Below are 17,990 nucleotides of genomic sequence, written 5' to 3' on the forward strand. Positions count from 1 at the left end.
GGCCTGATTGCCAGCACACGCCGGGCTCAGTGCCCGAGCTTGTCCTGCGTCTTCGTCTCGAAGTCGCTGGCGTCATGGCGCTCGTGCAGCTGGGTCTCCGGCTCGCCGAAGGTGCGGTTGACCATCCGGCCACGCTGTACCGCCGGACGGGCATCGATCTCCTCGGCCCAGCGCACCACATGCTCGTAGGTATGTACCTGCAGGAACTCGGCGGCATCGTAGAGCCGGCCCAGTACCAGCTGGCCGTACCAGGCCCAGTTGGCAATATCGGCGATGGTGTACTCGTCACCGGCCAGATAGCGGTTGTCCGCCAGCCGACGGTTGAGCACGTCCAGCTGGCGCTTGGTCTCCATAGTGTAGCGGTCGATGGGGTATTCGAGCTTTTCCGGCGCGTAGCTGTAGAAGTGGCCGAAACCGCCACCCACGAAGGGGGCGCTGCCCATCTGCCAGAACAGCCAGTTCATCGTTTCGGTGCGGGTCGCGATATCGCTCGGCAGCAACTCGCCGAACTTCTCCGCGAGATACAGCAGGATCGAACCGGACTCGAACACGCGGATCGGCCGGTCACCGCTGTGATCGACCATCGCCGGAATCTTCGAATTCGGGTTGATCTCGACAAACCCGCTGCCGAACTGATCGCCCTCGCCGATGTTGACCAGCCAGGCATCATATTCGGCCTCGCCGTGGCCCAGTGCCAGCAGCTCCTCGAACATCACCCCGGCCTTGACCCCGTTGGGGGTCGCCAGCGAATAGAGCTGAAACGGGTGCTTGCCAACCGACAGCCCCTTGTCATGCGTCGGCCCGGCCACCGGTCGGTTGATGCTGGCAAACTTGCCGCCGCTCTCTTTCGGCTCCCAGACCTTCGGTGGCGTATAACCGCTGCCTTCGCTCATGGCGTGCTCCTGACTCTGCGAACATGGGGATCGGCCGTACCCGGACAGGCAGACCGACATCTGCAGGGGAAAGATAGCGTGTTAACAATTGTTCAGCGAGCCCGATTCTTCTGCCAACCTGCCCAGCCGTCGCCGATCCGTTATCTCTGCTAATCTTGGCATGTGGGTGCCTGCACGACCTTGTCCCGCACTCATGCCGGCTGCCCACACCATCACCTGCCAGATCAAGCCGGGGTTGCCCATCAACGCCTTTTTACTGTTATCGACCAACTCCCTGACGGTTTTGCCCGGGCGCCGGGTGTCGCCTGCGCGATGAGCGATCGGCGGCTGTTTCGTTCCCTGCGACTCTACAACTTTCGCATCTGGGCGATCGGCAGCCTGATCTCCAACATCGGGACCTGGATGCAGCGGGTGGCGCAGGACTGGCTGGTGCTGACCATCCTGACCGAGCACAACGCCAGCGCGGTCGGCATCACCATGGCACTGCAGTTCGGCCCGCAGCTGCTGTTGCTGCCGCTGACCGGCCATGCCGCCGACCGCTTCGATCGCCGCCGGCTGATCATGCTGACCCAGGCGCTGCAGGGGCTGCTGGCGCTGGGTCTGGGGCTGGTGACCCTCACCGGGGTGGTAACACTCTGGCAGGTCTACGCCTTTGCGCTGGGTCTGGGCTGTGTCTCCGCCTTCGATGCCCCGGCGCGCCAGACCTTCGTCAACGACCTGGTCGGTGAGCGCTATCTCTCCAATGCCGTGGCGCTCAACTCCACCTCGTTCAACAGCGCCCGCATGGTGGGCCCGGCCGTGGCCGGGCTGCTGATCGCCGCCATCGGCACCGGCTGGGTCTTTCTGCTCAACGCGCTCTCGTTTGCCGCCGTGCTCGGCTCGCTCTACCTGTTGCGCGTGCACGAGCTGCATGCCATGCCGGAGACCCGGCGCCGCCCCGGCGGTCTGCTCGAAGGCTTCCGCTACGTCCATCAGCGCCCGGACCTGATGGCGATTCTGATCATGCTGTTTCTGATCGGCACCTTCGGCTTCAACTTCCCGATCTTCATTTCGACCATGTCGGTCAGCGTCTTCCACGGGGCAGCCGATCAGTACGGACTGCTGACCTCGGCACTGGCGATCGGCTCGATCAGCGGCGCCCTGCTCGCTGCCAGGCGGGAGCAGCCGAGCATGCGGCTGCTCGGCGTGGCCACGCTGCTGTTCGGCCTCTGCTGCGCGGCGGCGGCGCTGATGCCCAATGTCTGGACCTTCGCCGCGGCACTGGTGGCCACCGGCTTGAGCGCCCTGACCTTCATGACCGGCTCCAATGCGCTGATGCAGCTCACCACCACGCCCGCCATGCGCGGCCGGGTGATGGCGCTGCGCATCGCCGTGACCATGGGCGGCACACCGCTCGGCGCCCCCGTCGTGGGGGCCATTGCCGACCATGCCGGCCCGCGCTGGGCGATGCTGGCCGGGGCCTCCGCCGGGCTGCTGGCCGCGGGCGTTGCCGCCGGTCAGCTGAGGCGGGCACGCCATGCCACACTCTCCGATTCCTCCCACGCCGCAGCAGGGGCCGCCCCCGATCACCGCCCCTGAAAAAAGCCGCCGGCGTGTGCCGGCGGCGCTGTCCTGCCATCGGCCCGCCTCAGAACGGTCCGATGAGTGACAGCCCCGTCTTCTCCCGCGTGAGCGTCTCGTCGGCGCGTCCCCAGCCGCCATCGGCGACCTCTTCCACCCGCACCATGGTGCAGGGGCGCACCTCCTCGCCGAAGTATTCAACGAACATCTCGGTGGTGCGATGCATGATCGCCTCCCTGCGGGCATGATCGGGCAGGCCTTCGGGCACCCTGTGGTTGGCAAGGGGCATGACACTTGCCTCCTTTACTCGCAGTTGAAGGGGCGACTTACACCATGCCGCCGTTGACACGCAGGATCTGGCCGTTGACCCAGCGCCCCTGCGGACCGGCGAGAAACGCCACGGCATCGGCAATTTCCTCGGGCTTGCCGAGACGTTCGAACGGCGAGAGGTTGGCGATCGCCTGCACCTGCTCGTCACTCTTGCCCTCGAAGAACAGCTCGGTGGCCACCGGCCCCGGCGCGACGGCATTGACGGTGATGCCTCGCCCCCGCAGTTCGTTGGCCTGTACCCGGACCAGCCCCTCGACGCCGGCCTTGCTGGCGATATAGGCGCCATAGCCGGGAAAGGACTTGCCCAGTACCGAAGAGGAGAACGCGATGATCCGCCCGCCCTGGCCCAGGGCTTCGGCGGCCCGCGCCATGACCAGCCAGCTGCCGCGCAGGTTGGTGGTCAGGGTACGGTCGAAGATCTCGAGGTTGTCGCTGGTGATGTGGGCCATGTGCATGATGCCGGCACTGTTGACCACCGCATCGAGACGTCCGTACGTTTCCAGGGCGGTGGCGAACAGATGCTCGACCGCCGCCGGATCGCCGACATCCCCCCGTACCGCCAGCGCCCGGCCACCCGCGGCTTCGATTCCGGCCACCGTGTCGTTGGCAAGCTCGACATTACCCGCATAGTTGACGACCACGGCAAAGCCGTCGGCGGCCAGCTTTCGGGCCACGGCGCGCCCGATCCCCCGGGAAGCACCGGTAACAATCGCGACTCGCTCACTGGACTGATTCATGATCCGGCTCCTGTTTTTCATGGATGATCACACCAGCACCAGTATCGCGACTCCCCTGCAAAAAATAATTGGCGCTACACTGACAACACCATTCAGCCAGCCATAATGCGCGCCATGGATCGTTTCGACTCACTGACGCTCTTCATCCGCATTGTCGAAACCGGCAGCTTTACCCGCGCCGCCAACGGCCTGGGGATTCCCCGCGCCACGGCCACGCTGGCCATCCAGCGGCTCGAAAGACGACTGGGGACCCGGCTGCTGGAGCGTACCACCCGCCAGGTGCGGCCCACCCCCGAGGGGCAGATCTTCCACGAGCGCTGTGTCCGCATCCTCGGGGAGCTGGAGGAGGCCGAAGCCGCCATCCGGCCCGGCCCGGAGAGTCCGAGCGGCGTGCTGAGAATCGAGATGCATGGCGCCCATGCCCGCCGGATCGTGCTGCCGCGCATTCAGGAATTTCGCCACCGCCATCCGGCGCTGGACATCGTGCTGACCAGCGGCGACCGCCGGGTGGATCTGGTGGGGGAAGGCATCGACTGCGCCCTGCGCGCCGGGATTCCCGAGGATTCCAGCCTGGTGGGGCGCCGGCTGGCCGAGCTGGCGCAGGTGATCTGCGCCAGCCCGGCGTATCTCGCCCGGGTCGGCATCCCCGACCACCCGGAGGCGTTGCGCCAGCACCAGGTGGTGCGCTTCTTCTCCGGCAGCAGTGCCGTGGACAACACCCTCGAGGTCATTCTCGAGGGCCGGACCTGCGCCTTCGAAGTCGACGGCTGGATGACGGTCAACGATGCCTCGAGCTATGTGGCGGCGGCCCTGGAAGGGTGCGGGCTGATCCAGCTGCCGCGCTTCAGCGTGGCCGACCGGCTCGCGCGCGGGGAGCTGGTGGAGGTACTGGCCGATCATGCCAAGCCCGCCCTGCCGCTGTGGGCGGTTTATCCGCAGCGGCGGCAACTCGCCCCCCGGGTACGGGTCTTCATCGACTGGGTGGTAGAGATCTACGCCGAGTGCTTCGGCAGCCTCGCCGAAGGCCGTCTCTGAAGCGGGCCACGGCGCGGTACGCCCCCTGCGCCTGCCGCGCCCTTCTCTTCTCAGTCGTCGATCAGTTCGCGCCGGTTCGGCGGCACCAGCCCGAAGCGCCGCATGCGCCGATAGACGGTGGGGCGGGAAACGCCCAGACAGCGCGCCACCCGGGAAATGTTCCAGCCGTTGCGGGCCAGCAGTGCCTGCAGCGCCTCGGCCTCGGGCCCCGCCGCCTGCCACGCCGGCACCCGTGCCGATGCCGGCACCCGTGCCGATGCCGGCGCCCGCCGCTCGGTCACGCCCTCTGTCGGCCAGACCCCATGGCCTCCCCGGCACTCCTCAGGCAGATCGTGCACGGTAATCTCGTCGCCCTCGTGGGTCGCCAGTGCAAAGGCCAGCGCATTTTTGAGCTGGCGCACATTGCCGGGCCACGGACAGTCCAGCAGCGCGCTCATCGCATCGGCACGCAGCCGGACGCGGCCGGCGCGCTCGGCCACCAGCGCCTCGAAGACGCTGCGAATCACGAAGTGCCTGTCAGCCCGCTCACGCAGGGGCGGCAGGCTCAGCCGGGCGCCGTTGAGCCGGTAGAAGAGATCCTCGCGGAAGCCGCCCGCCTCGATCAGCGCGGCAATGTCACGGTGGGTCGCGGTCATCACGCGGATATCGACCCTGACCGGCGCATCGGCGCCCAGCGGCATCACTTCGCGCTCGGCCAGCACCCGCAGCAGCCGGCTCTGCAGCGCCAGCGGCATGTCGCCGATCTCGTCCAGAAACAGGGTGCCGCCATCCGCCTGCTGGATCAGCCCGCGCATGCCCCTGGCCCGCCCGCCGGTGAAGGCGCCGGGCAGATAGCCGAACAGCTCGCTTTCGATCAGCGACTCCGGAATGGCCGCGCAGTTGACGGCGACAAAGGGCTGCTGCGCGCGATGGCCGCTGTCGTGCAGCGCACGGGCCAGTACCTCCTTGCCGGTACCGGTTTCGCCACTGATCAGGACGCTGACCGGCTCGTCCCGCAGACGCCGGGCCAGCTTCAGCAGGCGGTGCATGGCCGGATCATCCCCCGCCAGCCGATCCAGCGCCGGGGTCGCCGAAACGGGCTCGGTGACGGCGGCGGCACGCGGCCGGCACGGCTCGATCAGCGTCACGAAGCGCGTCTCGCCGGTTGCGCGCACGCGAAAGGCCCGCAGCTGATCGGGCTCCCGCACCGCCAGGCCGAGCAGGTCATCGAGTTCGGCATCGAACAGCTGGGTGGCAGCCGGCAGGCCAGCGGTTGCCCAGGGCGACCAGCGCTGACAGTGCGCCTCGATCAGCGCCCGCGCTTCGCCATTGCCGGCGAGGATGCGGCCTTCCTCGCCGATGGCAATCAGCCCGCGGCCGTTGAAGTGCACGAACGAACGTGAGGCATCAAAGCGCAGGACCGGCGTGTCGCGATACCGATGCAGAAACCAGGCATCCTCGATCATCCGGGCGTAGAGCGTGACCAGTGGCAGGGCGAAATTCTGACTCTGCAGACTGCGCGGCGACTGCAGTGCCGAAATGTCCAGTACCGCGATGACGTTGCCCTGCGGGTCGTGGATCGGCGCCGCCGTGCAGGTCAGCGCGATGTGCGTGGCGTCGAAGTGCTCGCGCTGATGGCAGGTAATGGCCCGGCCCTCGTGAACACAGGTGCCGACCGCACAGGTACCGGCGTGGCGCTCGCCCCAGTCCGCGCCCAGGTAGAGGCCGGCCCGGTGCAGCGCCCGGTCCTGATCCTCCCGGCCGCGAAAATCCACCGTCACGCCGTTGCGATCCGTCAGCAGCAGCACATGGCCGAGCGGGGCGATCTGGGCATGCAGCTGGTCGATGCCGGCGCGCGCCACGTAGAGCAGCTCATCGATGGGCTCCCGGCAATCGAGCAGCGCCTGCCGGGTCAGCACCCGGACGGGCCGTGGCCGACCGGGATCGAGACGGTACTCGTCAACGCAGCGCTGCCATGAGCGCTGGATGACCTCGCGGCACGGGTAGGCAAGATCGGCGCGGCCTTCACTCAATCGCACCACGGTCTCGATGTGCTGACGCTGCAGCCGGGCATGCATGACGTGGCAACCTCCCCGCACGGTTCAGGGGTCTGCCGGTTCGGGCCCGGCGGACGACAGGCTCCAGACTATGCCCCGGACCGGGTAAGGCGCCCTTCCCCCTTGGTCGGAAGACCCCTGCATCGCGCGTGACAGGTGTCACATCGGCGTGACAGTCGAAAGGCCCTCCGGCGTGACAGCTGTGGCAGGCGTGCCGGTCACGGCCCGCCGCCGAGCCCGCGCCGGACCGGCCCATCGCCGGAGCATCGGGGCCCCGTGGCACTCCGACCAAAGGGGAAGCCCCGCCTGGCACGTTTTCTGCCCCGGGTTTCGGGTGTCGAGCACGATTCACGACCCGATCCGACAAGGAGCAAGCCGACGATGACCCCCCGCACCCCAACCCGCACCGTCGAGCAGTGGCTGAGCGACTTCGAGCACACCCTGAGCGCCCGGGACAGCCGGGGCGCTGCCGCCCTCTTCAACGAGGAGTGTTTCTGGCGCGACCTGGTCGCGTTCACCTGGAATCTGAAGACGATGGAGGGCCGCGACGAGATCCGGGCGATGCTCGACGCGACCCTGGCACGCAGCGCGCCCACGAACTGGCAGATCGACGGCGAGGCCCACGAGACCGACGGCGTCATCGAGGCCTGGTTCACCTTCGAAACCGCGGTCGCCACCGGCAAGGGACTGCTGCGCCTGAAGCACGGCCGGTGCTGGACGCTCCTGACCACCATGCAGGCCCTCAAGGATCACCCCGAACCCCGCGGCGAACGGCGGCCGCAGGGGGCGGAGCACGGCGCCAACAAGGCCCGCGAGACCTGGCGGGAGGCGCGCGAACGCGAAGCCGAAGAGCTGGGTTACACGCGCCAGCCGTTTTGTCTGATCATCGGCGGTGGCCAGGGGGGCATCGGGCTGGCGGCGCGCCTGCGCCAGATGGCAGTGCCGACCATCGTGGTCGACAAGCATCCGCGCCCGGGTGACGCCTGGCGCAACCGCTACAAGTCGCTCTGCCTGCATGATCCGGTGTGGTATGACCACCTGCCCTACCTGCCCTTCCCGGACAACTGGCCGGTCTTTGCCCCCAAGGACAAGATCGGCGACTGGCTGGAGATGTACACCCGGGTGATGGAGCTCAACTACTGGTCGAATACCGAGTGCGAGAGCGCCAGCTTCGACGAGGCCAGCGGCGAGTGGACGGTGCAGGTGAGGCGCGACGGCGAGCCGGTGACCCTCAGGCCGAAGCAGCTGGTCCTCGCCACCGGCATGTCCGGCGTCCCCCATCTGCCGTCGTTCCCGGGGGCGGAGGACTTCGAGGGCGAGCAGCACCACTCCAGTCAGCACCCGGGACCGGATGCCTATCGCGGCAAGCGGGTGGTGGTGATCGGCGCCAACAACTCGGCCCATGACATCTGCGCGGCCCTGTGGGAGCACGATGCCGACGTCACCATGGTGCAGCGCTCCTCGACCCATATCGTCAGATCCGATGCCCTGATGGAACACGCGCTCGGCCCGCTCTACTCCGAACAGGCGGTCGCCAGCGGCATCACCACCGACAAGGCGGACCTGATCTTCGCCTCGATCCCCTACCGGCTGCTGCCGGACTTCCAGCGCCCCGCCTTCGATGCCATCCGCGAGCAGGATGCCGACTTCTACCGCCGGCTGGAGAAGGCCGGGTTCATGCTCGACTTCGGCGCCGACGACTCCGGGCTGTTTCTCAAGTATCTGCGCCGCGGCTCCGGCTACTACATCGACGTGGGTGCCAGCGAGCTGGTCGCCAGTGGCGAGATCCGGCTGCACAGCGGCGTCGGTGTCGAACGCATCCATCCGCATTCGCTCACGCTGACCGACGGCACCGAACTTCCTGCCGACCTGATTGTCTATGCCACCGGCTACGGCTCGATGAACGGCTGGGCGGCGAACATCATCTCGCAGGAAGTGGCCGACCGGGTCGGCAAGTGCTGGGGCATGGGCTCCGACACCCCGAAGGACCCCGGCCCCTGGGAGGGCGAACTGCGCAACATGTGGAAGCCGACCCGGCAGGAGGCACTCTGGTTCCACGGCGGCAACCTGCACCAGTCCCGGCACTATTCGCACTATCTGGCCCTGCAGCTGAAGGCCCGGCTCGAAGGCATCGAGACCCCGGTCTACGGCCTGCAGGAGGTGCATCACCTGGCGTGAAGGGCGCCTTCCGGGCATGCACCGGGCTCGCACCGCAGGCTTGCGAGCCCGGCGGCACGCCTGATTCATCATGTCATCCGGCACACCTGCCCTTGAGGAGCACACCATGAGTCAGCCGAACATGAAGGCCGCCCGCTGGTACCGGGCGCACGATATCCGCATCGAGACCGTCGATGTGCCGGCCATCACCGACCCGCACCAGGTCAGGGTCAGGGTGGCGGCCTGCGGCATCTGCGGCAGCGATCTGCATGAGTATGCCGCCGGCCCCATCTTCATTCCGGTCGAGACACCGCACCCGCTCAGTCACGACAGGGCGCCGATCATCATGGGGCACGAGTTTGCCGGCGAAGTGGTCGCGATCGGCGATGCCGTGACCCGGGTCAGCGTCGGCGACCGCGTGGCGATCGAACCGATTCTCTCGCCCCACCGGGAGGGCGCCTACCTGATGGAGCGCTACAACCTGACCCCGCTGCTCGGCTTCCATGGCCTTTCCGGCGGCGGTGGCGGCTTCGCCGAATTCACCGTGGTCGGCGAGCACATGGTGCACCCCCTGCCGGACGCGCTCTCCTACGAACAGGGCGCCCTGGTCGAACCGGCCGCGGTCGGTCTGCACGCGGTCCGCCAGAGCTCGCTCAAGGCCGGCGACACTGCCGTGGTCTTCGGTGCCGGTCCGATCGGGCTGATGGTGATCGAATCGCTCAAGGCCGCCGGGGCCGCCCGCATCTTCGCCGTTGAAGTGTCCGAGACCCGCAGGCAGCGCGCCACCGAGCTGGGCGCGACGGTGTTCGATCCCGGCCAGGACGATGTCGTCGAGCGGCTGAAGGAGGCCACCGGCGGTGGCCTCGATGTCGCCTTCGAGGTCACCGGCATCCCCGCGGTACTCAATCAGGCAATCCTCAGCACACATCCCGGCGGCGAGACGGTGATCGTCAGCATCTGGGAATCCGAGGCGGCGGTCCATCCCAACGACCTGGTGATCCAGGAGCGCACCGTCAAGGGCATCATCGCCTATCGGCATATCTATCCGGCCGTGATCGCCCTGATGCAGCAGGGCTACTACCGCGCCGAGGATCTCGTCACCGCGCGCATTGCGCTGGATGACGTGGTGGCACAGGGCTTCGAGGCACTGCTCGCCGACAAGGCACAGGTCAAGATCCTGGTCCAGCCCGCCCGGGCGTGACCCTGCCGGCCCCCCGCCGTGGCCCGGACAGCCACGGCGTCGGTTGCCCGACCCTCGCGGGCAGGCAGGGCCCATGCCGGTATGGGATACTCGCCGACAACCCGCTGTCATGGAGTCCTGATGTCCCCCGTCCTCGCATACGCGTTTCGCATCGACATCACCGTCGATCCCCCCACGCAGGTCAGCAATGATCCCATCCACGGCAAGCGCCAGCTGATTCCGATTCGCGAGGGTCGGGTCAGCGGCGCCCTGGAAGGCCGGGTTCTGCCCGGGGGCGTCGACAGCCAGATCATCGACCGTCACGGCCTCTGCCGGCTCTCGGCGCGCTATGCGGTGGAGACCACCGAAGGCGACCGCTGCTACATCGAGAACAATGGCCTGCGGCGCATTCCGCCGGAGTGGCGCGCGCGGCTGTTCGAGGAGGACATGAGCTTTTTCAGCGACATCCCGCCCGAGGAGATCTACTTCCGGGCCTCGCCGACCTTCGAGGTCTACGGCGAGCGCCTGCGCTGGCTGACGGAGAGCCTGTTTGTCTGCAGCGGCCAGCGCACGGCCACGGGTGTGTTCCTGGAGATGTACCGGGTGCTGTGAAGCGCTGCCAGCGCCGGCGCCCTCACCGGTTCAGGGCGGGCACGCCTGCAGCCCGCTGCGAATCAGCAGCGTCAGGGTGTCGGCGGCTTCCGCTTCACTGCAGTGCCCGCGCACCATCGCCGCCGAGATCGCATCGCCGGCGCCGATCAGCCCGACACAGCGCCGCTCGAGCTCGGCCTCGGCCAGCTCGCAGTGGGGCTTCAGTACGGCGACGAACAGCTGCACGTAGCCATCGAGCAACTCCTGATAGACGGCCTCCTTCTCTTCGCTGCCCGTCAGGGCGGCCCCGATGGCGTGCCACTCACCGCTGGTATCGGCATGGCAGTGAACATGTGTGGCCGCCAGCATCGCGGCGGTTTCGGCGAGATCCCGCTCGCCGGTGGTCAAAGCGTTCCTGAGCGCGGTCGTCTGCCGCTGGTCGATCACCCGGTACAGCTCGATCAGCAGCCCTGAGCGGGTGCCGAAATGATCATAGGCGACCGGCTTGGAAACCCCGGCGCGTGCCGCCAGATGTCCCAGCGTCAGTCGATCCGCCCCCTCCTCGCGCACGATCTCGAGCGCCGTATCGAGCAGCTGGCGCCGCCGCTCGGCGGCCGAAAGCCTGCGCGATCCCGATGCCCCGGCTGCATTCTTCATGCGTCTCTTCTCTGGTCATTCACGATGAGGCTTTTTCCTGTTGCAAACCTACCAGGAGTAGCTTAAACCTACCAATGGTAGGTTTATCTCCGAAACAGGATGTCCATATTACAGGCCGGAGGAGCGAACATGAGCGAACCAGGCGTTCTTTTCGTGGGTGGGTCGGGGGTCGTGGGGCGTCATGCCATTGACTGGTTTCGACAGGGCCACGCCGACATGCCGATACTGGTCGGCGGCCGGCATGCCGCCACGGCGGAAGCCGTCGCCGGGGCCACTGCCAACGCCGAAGCCGTTGTCCTCGATCCCGATCGGCCCCGACTGGGGCTCGATACCGAGATGGCAGCCGTGACCATGCTGGCGCCCGATAATGCCCTGTATGGGCTGAGCTTCGCCCATCAGCTCGGTGTGCCCTATCTCAACATCAGCAGCGGCATGACCGAATCGGGCGCCGAAATGGCGCACTTCATCCATCGTCCCTCGGCCTCGCCCGTGGTGCTGGCCAGCCACTGGGCGGCCGGCGCTCCGACGCTGCTTGCCCTGCATGCTGCCGGGCGCCTCGATCGGGTACACGCCATTCGCATCGGCGTGGTGCTGGATGACGAGGAACCGGTCGGCCCGGCGGCGCTGGCGGACATGACCCGGCTGCAGGCCGAGGCGCCGGTCACGCTGGCCTTCGAGTCCGGGCAGCGCGTGCGACTCTCCGGCGATGCCACCCGTCATCCCATCGAAACGCTCGACGGCCGCGTGCTGACAGGCCAGGCCTTCGACCCCTTCGATATCGTCAGCCTGCACGCCGCAACCGGCGCCCCGAACATCCGCTTCGATCTGACCAGTGAGGTTTCCTCCAGCCGCCGCAGGGGCGATGGCATGGCCACCGAAATCATCGTCGACATCGAAGGCATGAGGGGAGACGCGCACAGGCACCTGCGCGCCACGCTGGAGTTCGGGCCGGGGCAGGCATCACTCACCGGACTGTGTACCGCCCTGCTGCTTTCGGCCCTGCTGGGGCAGGACGGCAGCCCGCCTGCGCGCCCGGGATTCTACTTCCCCGAACGGTTGCTGGAGGTCGACCGCACGCTGAAGGTGCTGAGCCGTGCGGGGGCGATGATTCAGGTGGCGCCGAGGTAGCAGCACCCTGCCCCCATTCCCCGGGTCTTTAACGCCATCCCGATGCATTCGCTACAGTGGGTGTACGCCGGGCGCCGCGATGCGCCCGCCTCAACCCTTCACGGCGCGACCCCTGCAAGGAGTCAACATGACACGGATCACGGTAGCCGGCGCCAGCGGACTGGTCGGCTCGAACATCGTCAGGGAGGCGCTGAAGCGCGGTTATCACGTCAGCGGCACGTTGCGCGATGCCGAGGACACCGGGAAGACCCGCTGGCTGATGGCCCTGCCCGGGGCCCCGGAACGGCTGACCCTGTTCTCCGCCGACAGCCGCGACAGCCACAGCTTCGATGCGGCCATGGCGGGCAGCGATGCCGTCTTCATCGCCTGCTTTCCTCCCCTCTACCGGGCCGCCGATGGCACACCGGCCCGGGAGCTGGACCGCCAGCGCGGCTATGAAGAGATCGTGCGGCCGGTGCGAGACGGCTGCCTCAACGTGCTGGCGGCCGCCGAGCGCGCCGGCATCGGCAGCGTGATGCTCTGCTCCTCGACCTCCTCCACCAATCCGCCCGTGCCGCTGGCGATCAAGACCGAAGCCACCGCCCTGTCGGATGCCGAGCATCAGATGGCGCAGGGCAAGTTCACCGCCGCCGAAAAGATCGTCATGGAGACTGCGGCACAGGATTTCTGCGTCGCCCACAACCTGCGGCTGTGCATCTTCCTGCCGACGATGATGCTGGGGCCGGTGGTGATGCCGCAGCACCTCGAAGGCGGCAGCCATCGCTTTCTGGTCGCGCCGATTCGCGATGGCAGGGCCGTACACGACACGGTGCCGGAAGGCTCGATTTCGGTCAGCCATGTCGGTGACGTGGCCGCCCTGTTTCTCAACGCCTACGAGCGTCCGGAAGCGCGGGGGCGCTACTTCGCCGTCTACGAGAGCCTCGACTGGGCCGATCTCTACGCCGAGTTCGCCCGTCAGGCGCCCGGGGCCGAGATGCCACCGGCCACTGAGCGTTCGGCCGAACCGCCGACGCAGTTCGACTTCACCCGCCGCGACGCACTGGGCGTGACCATGCGCGACATCCCCACGACCATCGCCGAAACGGCCCGCTGGCTGAAATCGCAACCGTTCGGGTAATCCCCTCCCCGGCGGCCCGGCGCCATGCCGGGCCGCTCCGTCAGGACCGCTCGAACAGCCGCTCGAAGCGTGCGAAACGGTAGGTCCAGTCCGGGCCGTCACCGGTGCCGTAGGCCAGCTGCGCGGTCAGCAGCGCGAAGGGCTCGGTGTAGCGGGCGACCTGCAGCGGCCCGGCATCGACCGGCTCGAAGCCGATGGCCGCGATCATCTCGGCGGCCGCCCGCTTCGCGCGGGTGTCATCGCCACAGTAGACACAGCTCGGCTTCAGCCCCGCCTCGCGGGCCTCGAAGACCGGCTGAAAGCTCTCGCTCGGCGTGGTCTGAAAGGCAGCCGCTACCGAGGCGTTCGCCAGCCGCCGGGCGATCTGCTCCGCCCCGGAATCGTGATGTCCCACCACGAGCTCGGTATCCGTGGCATCCAGCGGCACGCAGCAGGTGACCACGATCTTGCCGCTCGGATCACCCGCCTGCGCCAGCACGTCATCGAGTCGTGACCAGTGCACCGCGAGCAGGATCACGTCCGACTCGCGAACCGCCTCCGCCGGCGTTCCGGCCCGTGCCGAGGCGCCGCCTCGGCGCGCCAGCTCCTCGAGCTTCGCGGTGCGGCGCGAATAGCTCAGGATCACCTCGTGCCCCGCCCGGGCCAGCAGCACACCGAGCTTGCTGCCCATCAGCCCGATCCCCAGTACTCCGATCTTCATGTTCGACTCCCCGTGTCTGTCATGTCCTGTTGGCCCACCGGCCGTGCGTGCCCTGCGTTAGCGCGCCGAGGCCGTGACCCGCGCCGGATCACGCGCGGCGATCAGCGTGACGAGGCAGGCGATCACCGCCAGCGCCAGATAGCCGCCGAGCACTTGCGGCAGGCTCAGCTCCCGCGCCGCCTGCCCCGCGATGAGCGACGGGATCGCCGCACCGCAGTAGCAGGTCGTGAAGATCACCGAGAACACCCCGGCACGTTCACTCGGCTCGGCGTTGGCCAGCAGGGCCCGGATGCTGCCGGAGAGCACCATGCCCTGGGCGATGCCGGCACAGGCGCTGGCGAGCAGGAACAGGCCGATCGTACCCGCCGTCAGCGAGGCCAGCAGTCCGGCGACACAGACGACGAAGGCGACGCTGCCGAGCCGCTGGGCCCCGTGAGGCGACAGCCGGCCACCGAGCGGCCCGCCCAGCGCGCTCGGTGCCATGTAGGAGGCGAACACCACCGCGGCCACCAGCGCGCTGGAGGAGCCGAGCTGGTCGGTCGACAGTGACGGGCCGAAGGCCTGGAAGAAGCCGCCCAGCGCCCAGGTGGCAATGAAGATGCAGCAGGCCACGGGATAGAGCGGCCTGCTCGCCTGCGGCAGCGCCAGGCGCGGGCGCAGCGAGGCGAGCGCGCCGGCATGACGCGGCGAGGTCTCCCGGCTGCGCCACACCAGCAGCAGGCAGAGCAGCAGAGCAACCGTGATGACCAGATACGGCATCATCCGGGGCAGCGGCGCATGCTCGACCAGCGCCCCCGAGGCCACGGCACCGAGGGTCAGGCCGATCATCGTGCCGGTGCTCGTGACGGCCGGTGCCAGCCAGCCCGGGCGGCGTGGCGCATTATCGGTCACGAAGGCCGCCGCGGCGCTGGACGCCAGACCGCAGGAGAACCCCTGCAGGACGCGCCCGAGGATCAGCGACACCACCCCCGAGACCTCGAGCAGCACCCCGCAGGCGAGTGCGGCGAGCAGCAGCGCGAGCGCCACCACCGGCCGACGGCCGACATGGTTCGACAGCCGGCCGCAGCTCAGCAGCGCAATGATCGCACTGATGAAGTAGAACACCGCGGTCAGCGACAGCTCGGCGTAGGTCAGCCCTTCGGTGGCCCGATAGATGGCGTAAAGGGGAATGGGCGTCGCCGAGGCCGCAAACACCAGGATCAGCGACAGCGAGGCCGCCCAGAACCCCAGCCAGCGGGATGTGTCCGACATGGTGGGCATCCGTACTCCTCCATCCATTGGCAATCCGGTGATCCGACGGCGCCTGCGCCTCGTTTACAGCTGAAAGGCGCGCGCGTTTCCCGTCTTCTTCAGATGCCGGTACAGCAGACCGGCGACCATCAGGCCGGCAGCGGTCATGATGAAACCGGTCCAGATCGGCGACAGCGGTCCGAACCCCGCGCCGATGGCCTGACCGCCGATCGCCGCACCGAGCGCATTCGCCACGTTGAAGGCCGCCATGTTCAGCGCGCCCATCAGGGTCGGCGCCTCCGGCGCCATCTTCATCATCCGCACCGGTATGGAGGGAATGGAAATCTGCATGGTGATGCCCATCACCGCGAAGAACACCATCAGCACCACCGGATTGTGGGCGAAGGTCGCCATGACGGCCAGCACCACCAGCACGGCCGCCCAGCTCGAGAAGATCCCCCGGAACGGATAGCGATCCGCCACGAAGCCCCCGATGACATTGCCGATGGCCAGACCGATGCCGATCAGCGCCAGCGCATAGGGCGTCACGCTGGACGACATGCCGGCAACCCGGGTGACGAAGAGATCGACGAAGGTGTAGATGGAAAACACGCTGGCAATGGCCAGCGCGGTCGCCAGCATCATCACCCAGACGCTGCCGCGCCGCAGCGCCGACAGCTCACGGCGCACGGTACCGCCCCGCAGCGCCCGGGTACTCGGCACACAGCACCACAGCAGTACCGCCGAGCCCAGCCCGCATATGCCGATGATGCCGTAGGCCATGCGCCACGAGAACAGCTGACCCAGCTGCGTGCTGATCGGGGCGCCGATGATGGTGGAGATGGTGATACCCGACATCACCAGGGCCACGGCACTGCCCTCCCGGCCCTGGCCGACGATATAACCGGCCACCACCGAAGCGGCGCCGAAATAGGCCCCCTGCGGCAGGCCGCTGAGAAAGCGCCCCAGCACCAGCAGATCGAGGTCATTGGCGATGGCGGTCAGCAGATTGGCACCGAACGCCAGCGCCATCAGCGCGATGAGCAGACCGCGCTTGTCGACGCCGGCAGCCATGATGGTGATCACGGGGGCGCCCACCACGACGCCCAGCGCATAGGCGGTAATGCCATAAGTGGCCTGGGGCACTGACAACTGCAGATCTTCGGCGAACAGCGGCAACAGTCCCATGCTGGCAAATTCGGAAGTCGAGATGACAAAGCTGCCCACCGCCAGGGCCAGCAGTGCCAGCGTACGGAAGCGTCCGCTCACCGGTTGAGGGTCTGACAAGATTCATTCCTTGATTATCGTACTCGGAAGGACGATCACTCTCCGGCCGGGTTCGGCATCCGGCGCGGCCGGATCACCGGGAAGGGAATGACGCCGGCCGGCGAGTGTCGGGCAGACAGGATAGCAGCGGCGGTATCGCAAAACCGGGCATGGTGTTATGAGCCCGGTTCATGAATGGCCCTCCGGCCGCCACCGTCCTGACCGCCCCGCGGCGCCGATACGCCCCGCAACCGCGGGGCGCGCGGTGTTGTCCCGGTGCTGTCCGGGTCACCGGCGCCCCTGACGCCGGCAGCGTTCGGAACAGTAGATCACGCTCTCCCAGTTGCGCGCCCACTTCCTGCGCCAGCTGAAGGGGCGCTGGCAGACGGGACAGAGCTTGCTCGGCAGATGGGGCTTGCGGTGGGCCATGGCGGGGAACCCTGACGATGATCACGGTGGAGGAAATGGCCGGCGCGAGGCGACCGGCGGCCTCGGCCGGATCGCCTTGCGGCACGAGCGAAGCGGACGCGGACCATGACGGCCCGCGCCACCGATGATGGCAGGGCGCTCCGTTACCCGCGGCGGGCGGTCAGGCGCCGAACCCGCCATCAATGGTATGCATGGCGCCGGTAATGCCCCGGGCCTGCGGGCCCGCCAGATAGAACGTCAGGCTGGCGACGTCTTCGGCGGTGCCATACTGCCCGGTCGCCATCAGGCTTCGCACCTGCTCGGCAAACTCGCCCTCGGCAGGGTTCATGTCGGTATCCGTCGGCCCCGGCTGGATCACGTTGACGGTGATGCCGCGCGGGCCGAAATCCCTGGCCAGCCCCCGGGTCATGCCCTGCAGCGCCGACTTGCTCAGGGAGTAGGCCGCGAAGCCCGGCAGCGGCGAGCGATCGGCGTTGACCGAGCCGATGGTGATGATGCGCCCGCCTTCCGGCATCGTACGCGCCGCCTCCACGGCCGCATGGTAGGGCGCCCGCACGTTGACGTCGATCAGGTGATCGACCGCATCCGGCTCGAGCTCCAGCGGATCGCCCAGCACCGCGACTCCCGCATTGAAGACCAGCACATCCAGCGCGCCCGCCTCACGCACCGTATCGATCACGGCCTGCCGGTCCGCGGCATCCGAGTGTACCGCCGTGGCCCCGGTCTGCCCTGCCAGCTCCATCGCCGCTTCCCGCGAGCCCGAATAGGTGAACCGTACCTCGGCGCCGGCACCGGCAAAGCCGGTCACGATCGCCGCCCCGATGCCTCGGCTGCCACCCACGACCAGCACCCGTTTACCCGTGAAATCCTGCATGCTTACCCTCCATGGCAAGTGGTGTTGATGATCACTGTGTAATCCACGCAGCGCCTTCCCTCAAGCAGTG

The 17,990-nt window shown here is 67.9% G+C and carries 17 protein-coding genes; 7 read left to right on the forward strand and 10 right to left on the reverse strand.

Annotated features, from left to right (window positions below; genetic code table 11):
- Window positions 1–26: 26 nt before the first annotated feature.
- Complete coding sequence (gene yghU / locus C7446_RS03455; RefSeq protein ID WP_121171314.1) at window positions 27–893, reverse strand: glutathione-dependent disulfide-bond oxidoreductase; 867 nt, start codon at window positions 891–893, stop codon at window positions 27–29.
- Between the two features lie 312 nt (window positions 894–1,205).
- Here yghU and C7446_RS03460 point away from each other — a divergent pair, with 312 nt between their 5' ends.
- Complete coding sequence (locus C7446_RS03460) at window positions 1,206–2,471, forward strand: MFS transporter (protein WP_121171316.1); 1,266 nt, start codon at window positions 1,206–1,208, stop codon at window positions 2,469–2,471.
- Between the two features lie 49 nt (window positions 2,472–2,520).
- Here the strand turns inward: C7446_RS03460 and C7446_RS03465 are convergent, their stop codons facing one another.
- A complete protein-coding gene (locus C7446_RS03465; protein ID WP_121171318.1) occupies window positions 2,521–2,742 on the reverse strand; it encodes a tautomerase family protein in 222 nt (73 codons plus the stop codon).
- A 37-nt stretch (window positions 2,743–2,779) separates the two neighbouring features.
- Window positions 2,780–3,520 carry an SDR family oxidoreductase gene (locus tag C7446_RS03470; protein ID WP_121171320.1) on the reverse strand — a complete coding sequence of 247 codons (741 nt, stop codon included), beginning with the start codon at window positions 3,518–3,520 and terminating at the stop codon, window positions 2,780–2,782.
- A gap of 114 nt (window positions 3,521–3,634) precedes the next feature.
- Between C7446_RS03470 and C7446_RS03475 the strand changes: the two genes are divergently transcribed.
- Window positions 3,635–4,555 (forward strand): LysR family transcriptional regulator, encoded by a 921-nt coding sequence (locus tag C7446_RS03475; RefSeq protein WP_121171790.1) that lies wholly within the window; start codon window positions 3,635–3,637, stop codon window positions 4,553–4,555.
- A gap of 50 nt (window positions 4,556–4,605) precedes the next feature.
- Here C7446_RS03475 and C7446_RS03480 read toward each other — a convergent pair whose 3' ends face one another.
- Window positions 4,606–6,612, reverse strand: a complete 2,007-nt coding sequence (locus tag C7446_RS03480; RefSeq protein ID WP_121171322.1) for a sigma-54-dependent Fis family transcriptional regulator — start codon at window positions 6,610–6,612, stop codon at window positions 4,606–4,608.
- Between the two features lie 360 nt (window positions 6,613–6,972).
- On the opposite strand from C7446_RS03480, the gene C7446_RS03485 reads away from it, so the two are divergent.
- From C7446_RS03485 to C7446_RS03495, 3 genes are all read left to right on the forward strand, one after another.
- Window positions 6,973–8,769 carry an NAD(P)/FAD-dependent oxidoreductase gene (locus C7446_RS03485; RefSeq protein WP_121171324.1) on the forward strand — a complete coding sequence of 599 codons (1,797 nt, stop codon included), beginning with the start codon at window positions 6,973–6,975 and terminating at the stop codon, window positions 8,767–8,769.
- Window positions 8,770–8,875: 106 nt separating this feature from the next.
- A complete protein-coding gene (locus C7446_RS03490; protein ID WP_281272329.1) occupies window positions 8,876–9,949 on the forward strand; it encodes a 2,3-butanediol dehydrogenase in 1,074 nt (357 codons plus the stop codon).
- Between the two features lie 120 nt (window positions 9,950–10,069).
- Window positions 10,070–10,540: a DUF3237 domain-containing protein gene (locus tag C7446_RS03495; protein ID WP_121171326.1), complete on the forward strand. Its 471-nt coding sequence runs from the start codon at window positions 10,070–10,072 to the stop codon at window positions 10,538–10,540.
- Between the two features lie 30 nt (window positions 10,541–10,570).
- On the opposite strand, the gene C7446_RS03500 is transcribed toward C7446_RS03495, so the two are convergent.
- Window positions 10,571–11,176 (reverse strand): TetR/AcrR family transcriptional regulator, encoded by a 606-nt coding sequence (locus tag C7446_RS03500; RefSeq protein ID WP_121171328.1) that lies wholly within the window; start codon window positions 11,174–11,176, stop codon window positions 10,571–10,573.
- Window positions 11,177–11,305: 129 nt separating this feature from the next.
- Between C7446_RS03500 and C7446_RS03505 the strand changes: the two genes are divergently transcribed.
- Window positions 11,306–12,304 (forward strand): hypothetical protein, encoded by a 999-nt coding sequence (locus C7446_RS03505; protein ID WP_121171330.1) that lies wholly within the window; start codon window positions 11,306–11,308, stop codon window positions 12,302–12,304.
- 127 nt (window positions 12,305–12,431) lie between these two features.
- Window positions 12,432–13,421, forward strand: coding sequence for an NAD(P)H-binding protein (locus tag C7446_RS03510; protein WP_121171332.1), 990 nt, complete (start codon window positions 12,432–12,434; stop codon window positions 13,419–13,421).
- Between the two features lie 40 nt (window positions 13,422–13,461).
- On the opposite strand, the gene C7446_RS03515 is transcribed toward C7446_RS03510, so the two are convergent.
- From C7446_RS03515 to bdcA, 5 genes are all read right to left on the reverse strand, one after another.
- Window positions 13,462–14,121 (reverse strand): NADPH-dependent F420 reductase, encoded by a 660-nt coding sequence (locus C7446_RS03515; protein ID WP_121171334.1) that lies wholly within the window; start codon window positions 14,119–14,121, stop codon window positions 13,462–13,464.
- 57 nt (window positions 14,122–14,178) lie between these two features.
- Window positions 14,179–15,372, reverse strand: coding sequence for an MFS transporter (locus C7446_RS03520; protein ID WP_121171795.1), 1,194 nt, complete (start codon window positions 15,370–15,372; stop codon window positions 14,179–14,181).
- A gap of 63 nt (window positions 15,373–15,435) precedes the next feature.
- Window positions 15,436–16,638 carry an MFS transporter gene (locus tag C7446_RS03525; RefSeq protein ID WP_211327840.1) on the reverse strand — a complete coding sequence of 401 codons (1,203 nt, stop codon included), beginning with the start codon at window positions 16,636–16,638 and terminating at the stop codon, window positions 15,436–15,438.
- Between the two features lie 267 nt (window positions 16,639–16,905).
- Window positions 16,906–17,046 carry a DUF2256 domain-containing protein gene (locus tag C7446_RS03530; RefSeq protein WP_121171336.1) on the reverse strand — a complete coding sequence of 47 codons (141 nt, stop codon included), beginning with the start codon at window positions 17,044–17,046 and terminating at the stop codon, window positions 16,906–16,908.
- 160 nt (window positions 17,047–17,206) lie between these two features.
- Entirely contained in the window at window positions 17,207–17,920 is a 714-nt protein-coding gene (gene bdcA / locus C7446_RS03535; protein WP_121171338.1) for an SDR family oxidoreductase, read from the reverse strand.
- Window positions 17,921–17,990 lie beyond the last annotated feature (70 nt).

Source organism: Kushneria sinocarnis (assembly GCF_003633775.1).
Classification (GTDB): Bacteria; Pseudomonadota; Gammaproteobacteria; order Pseudomonadales; family Halomonadaceae; genus Kushneria; species Kushneria sinocarnis.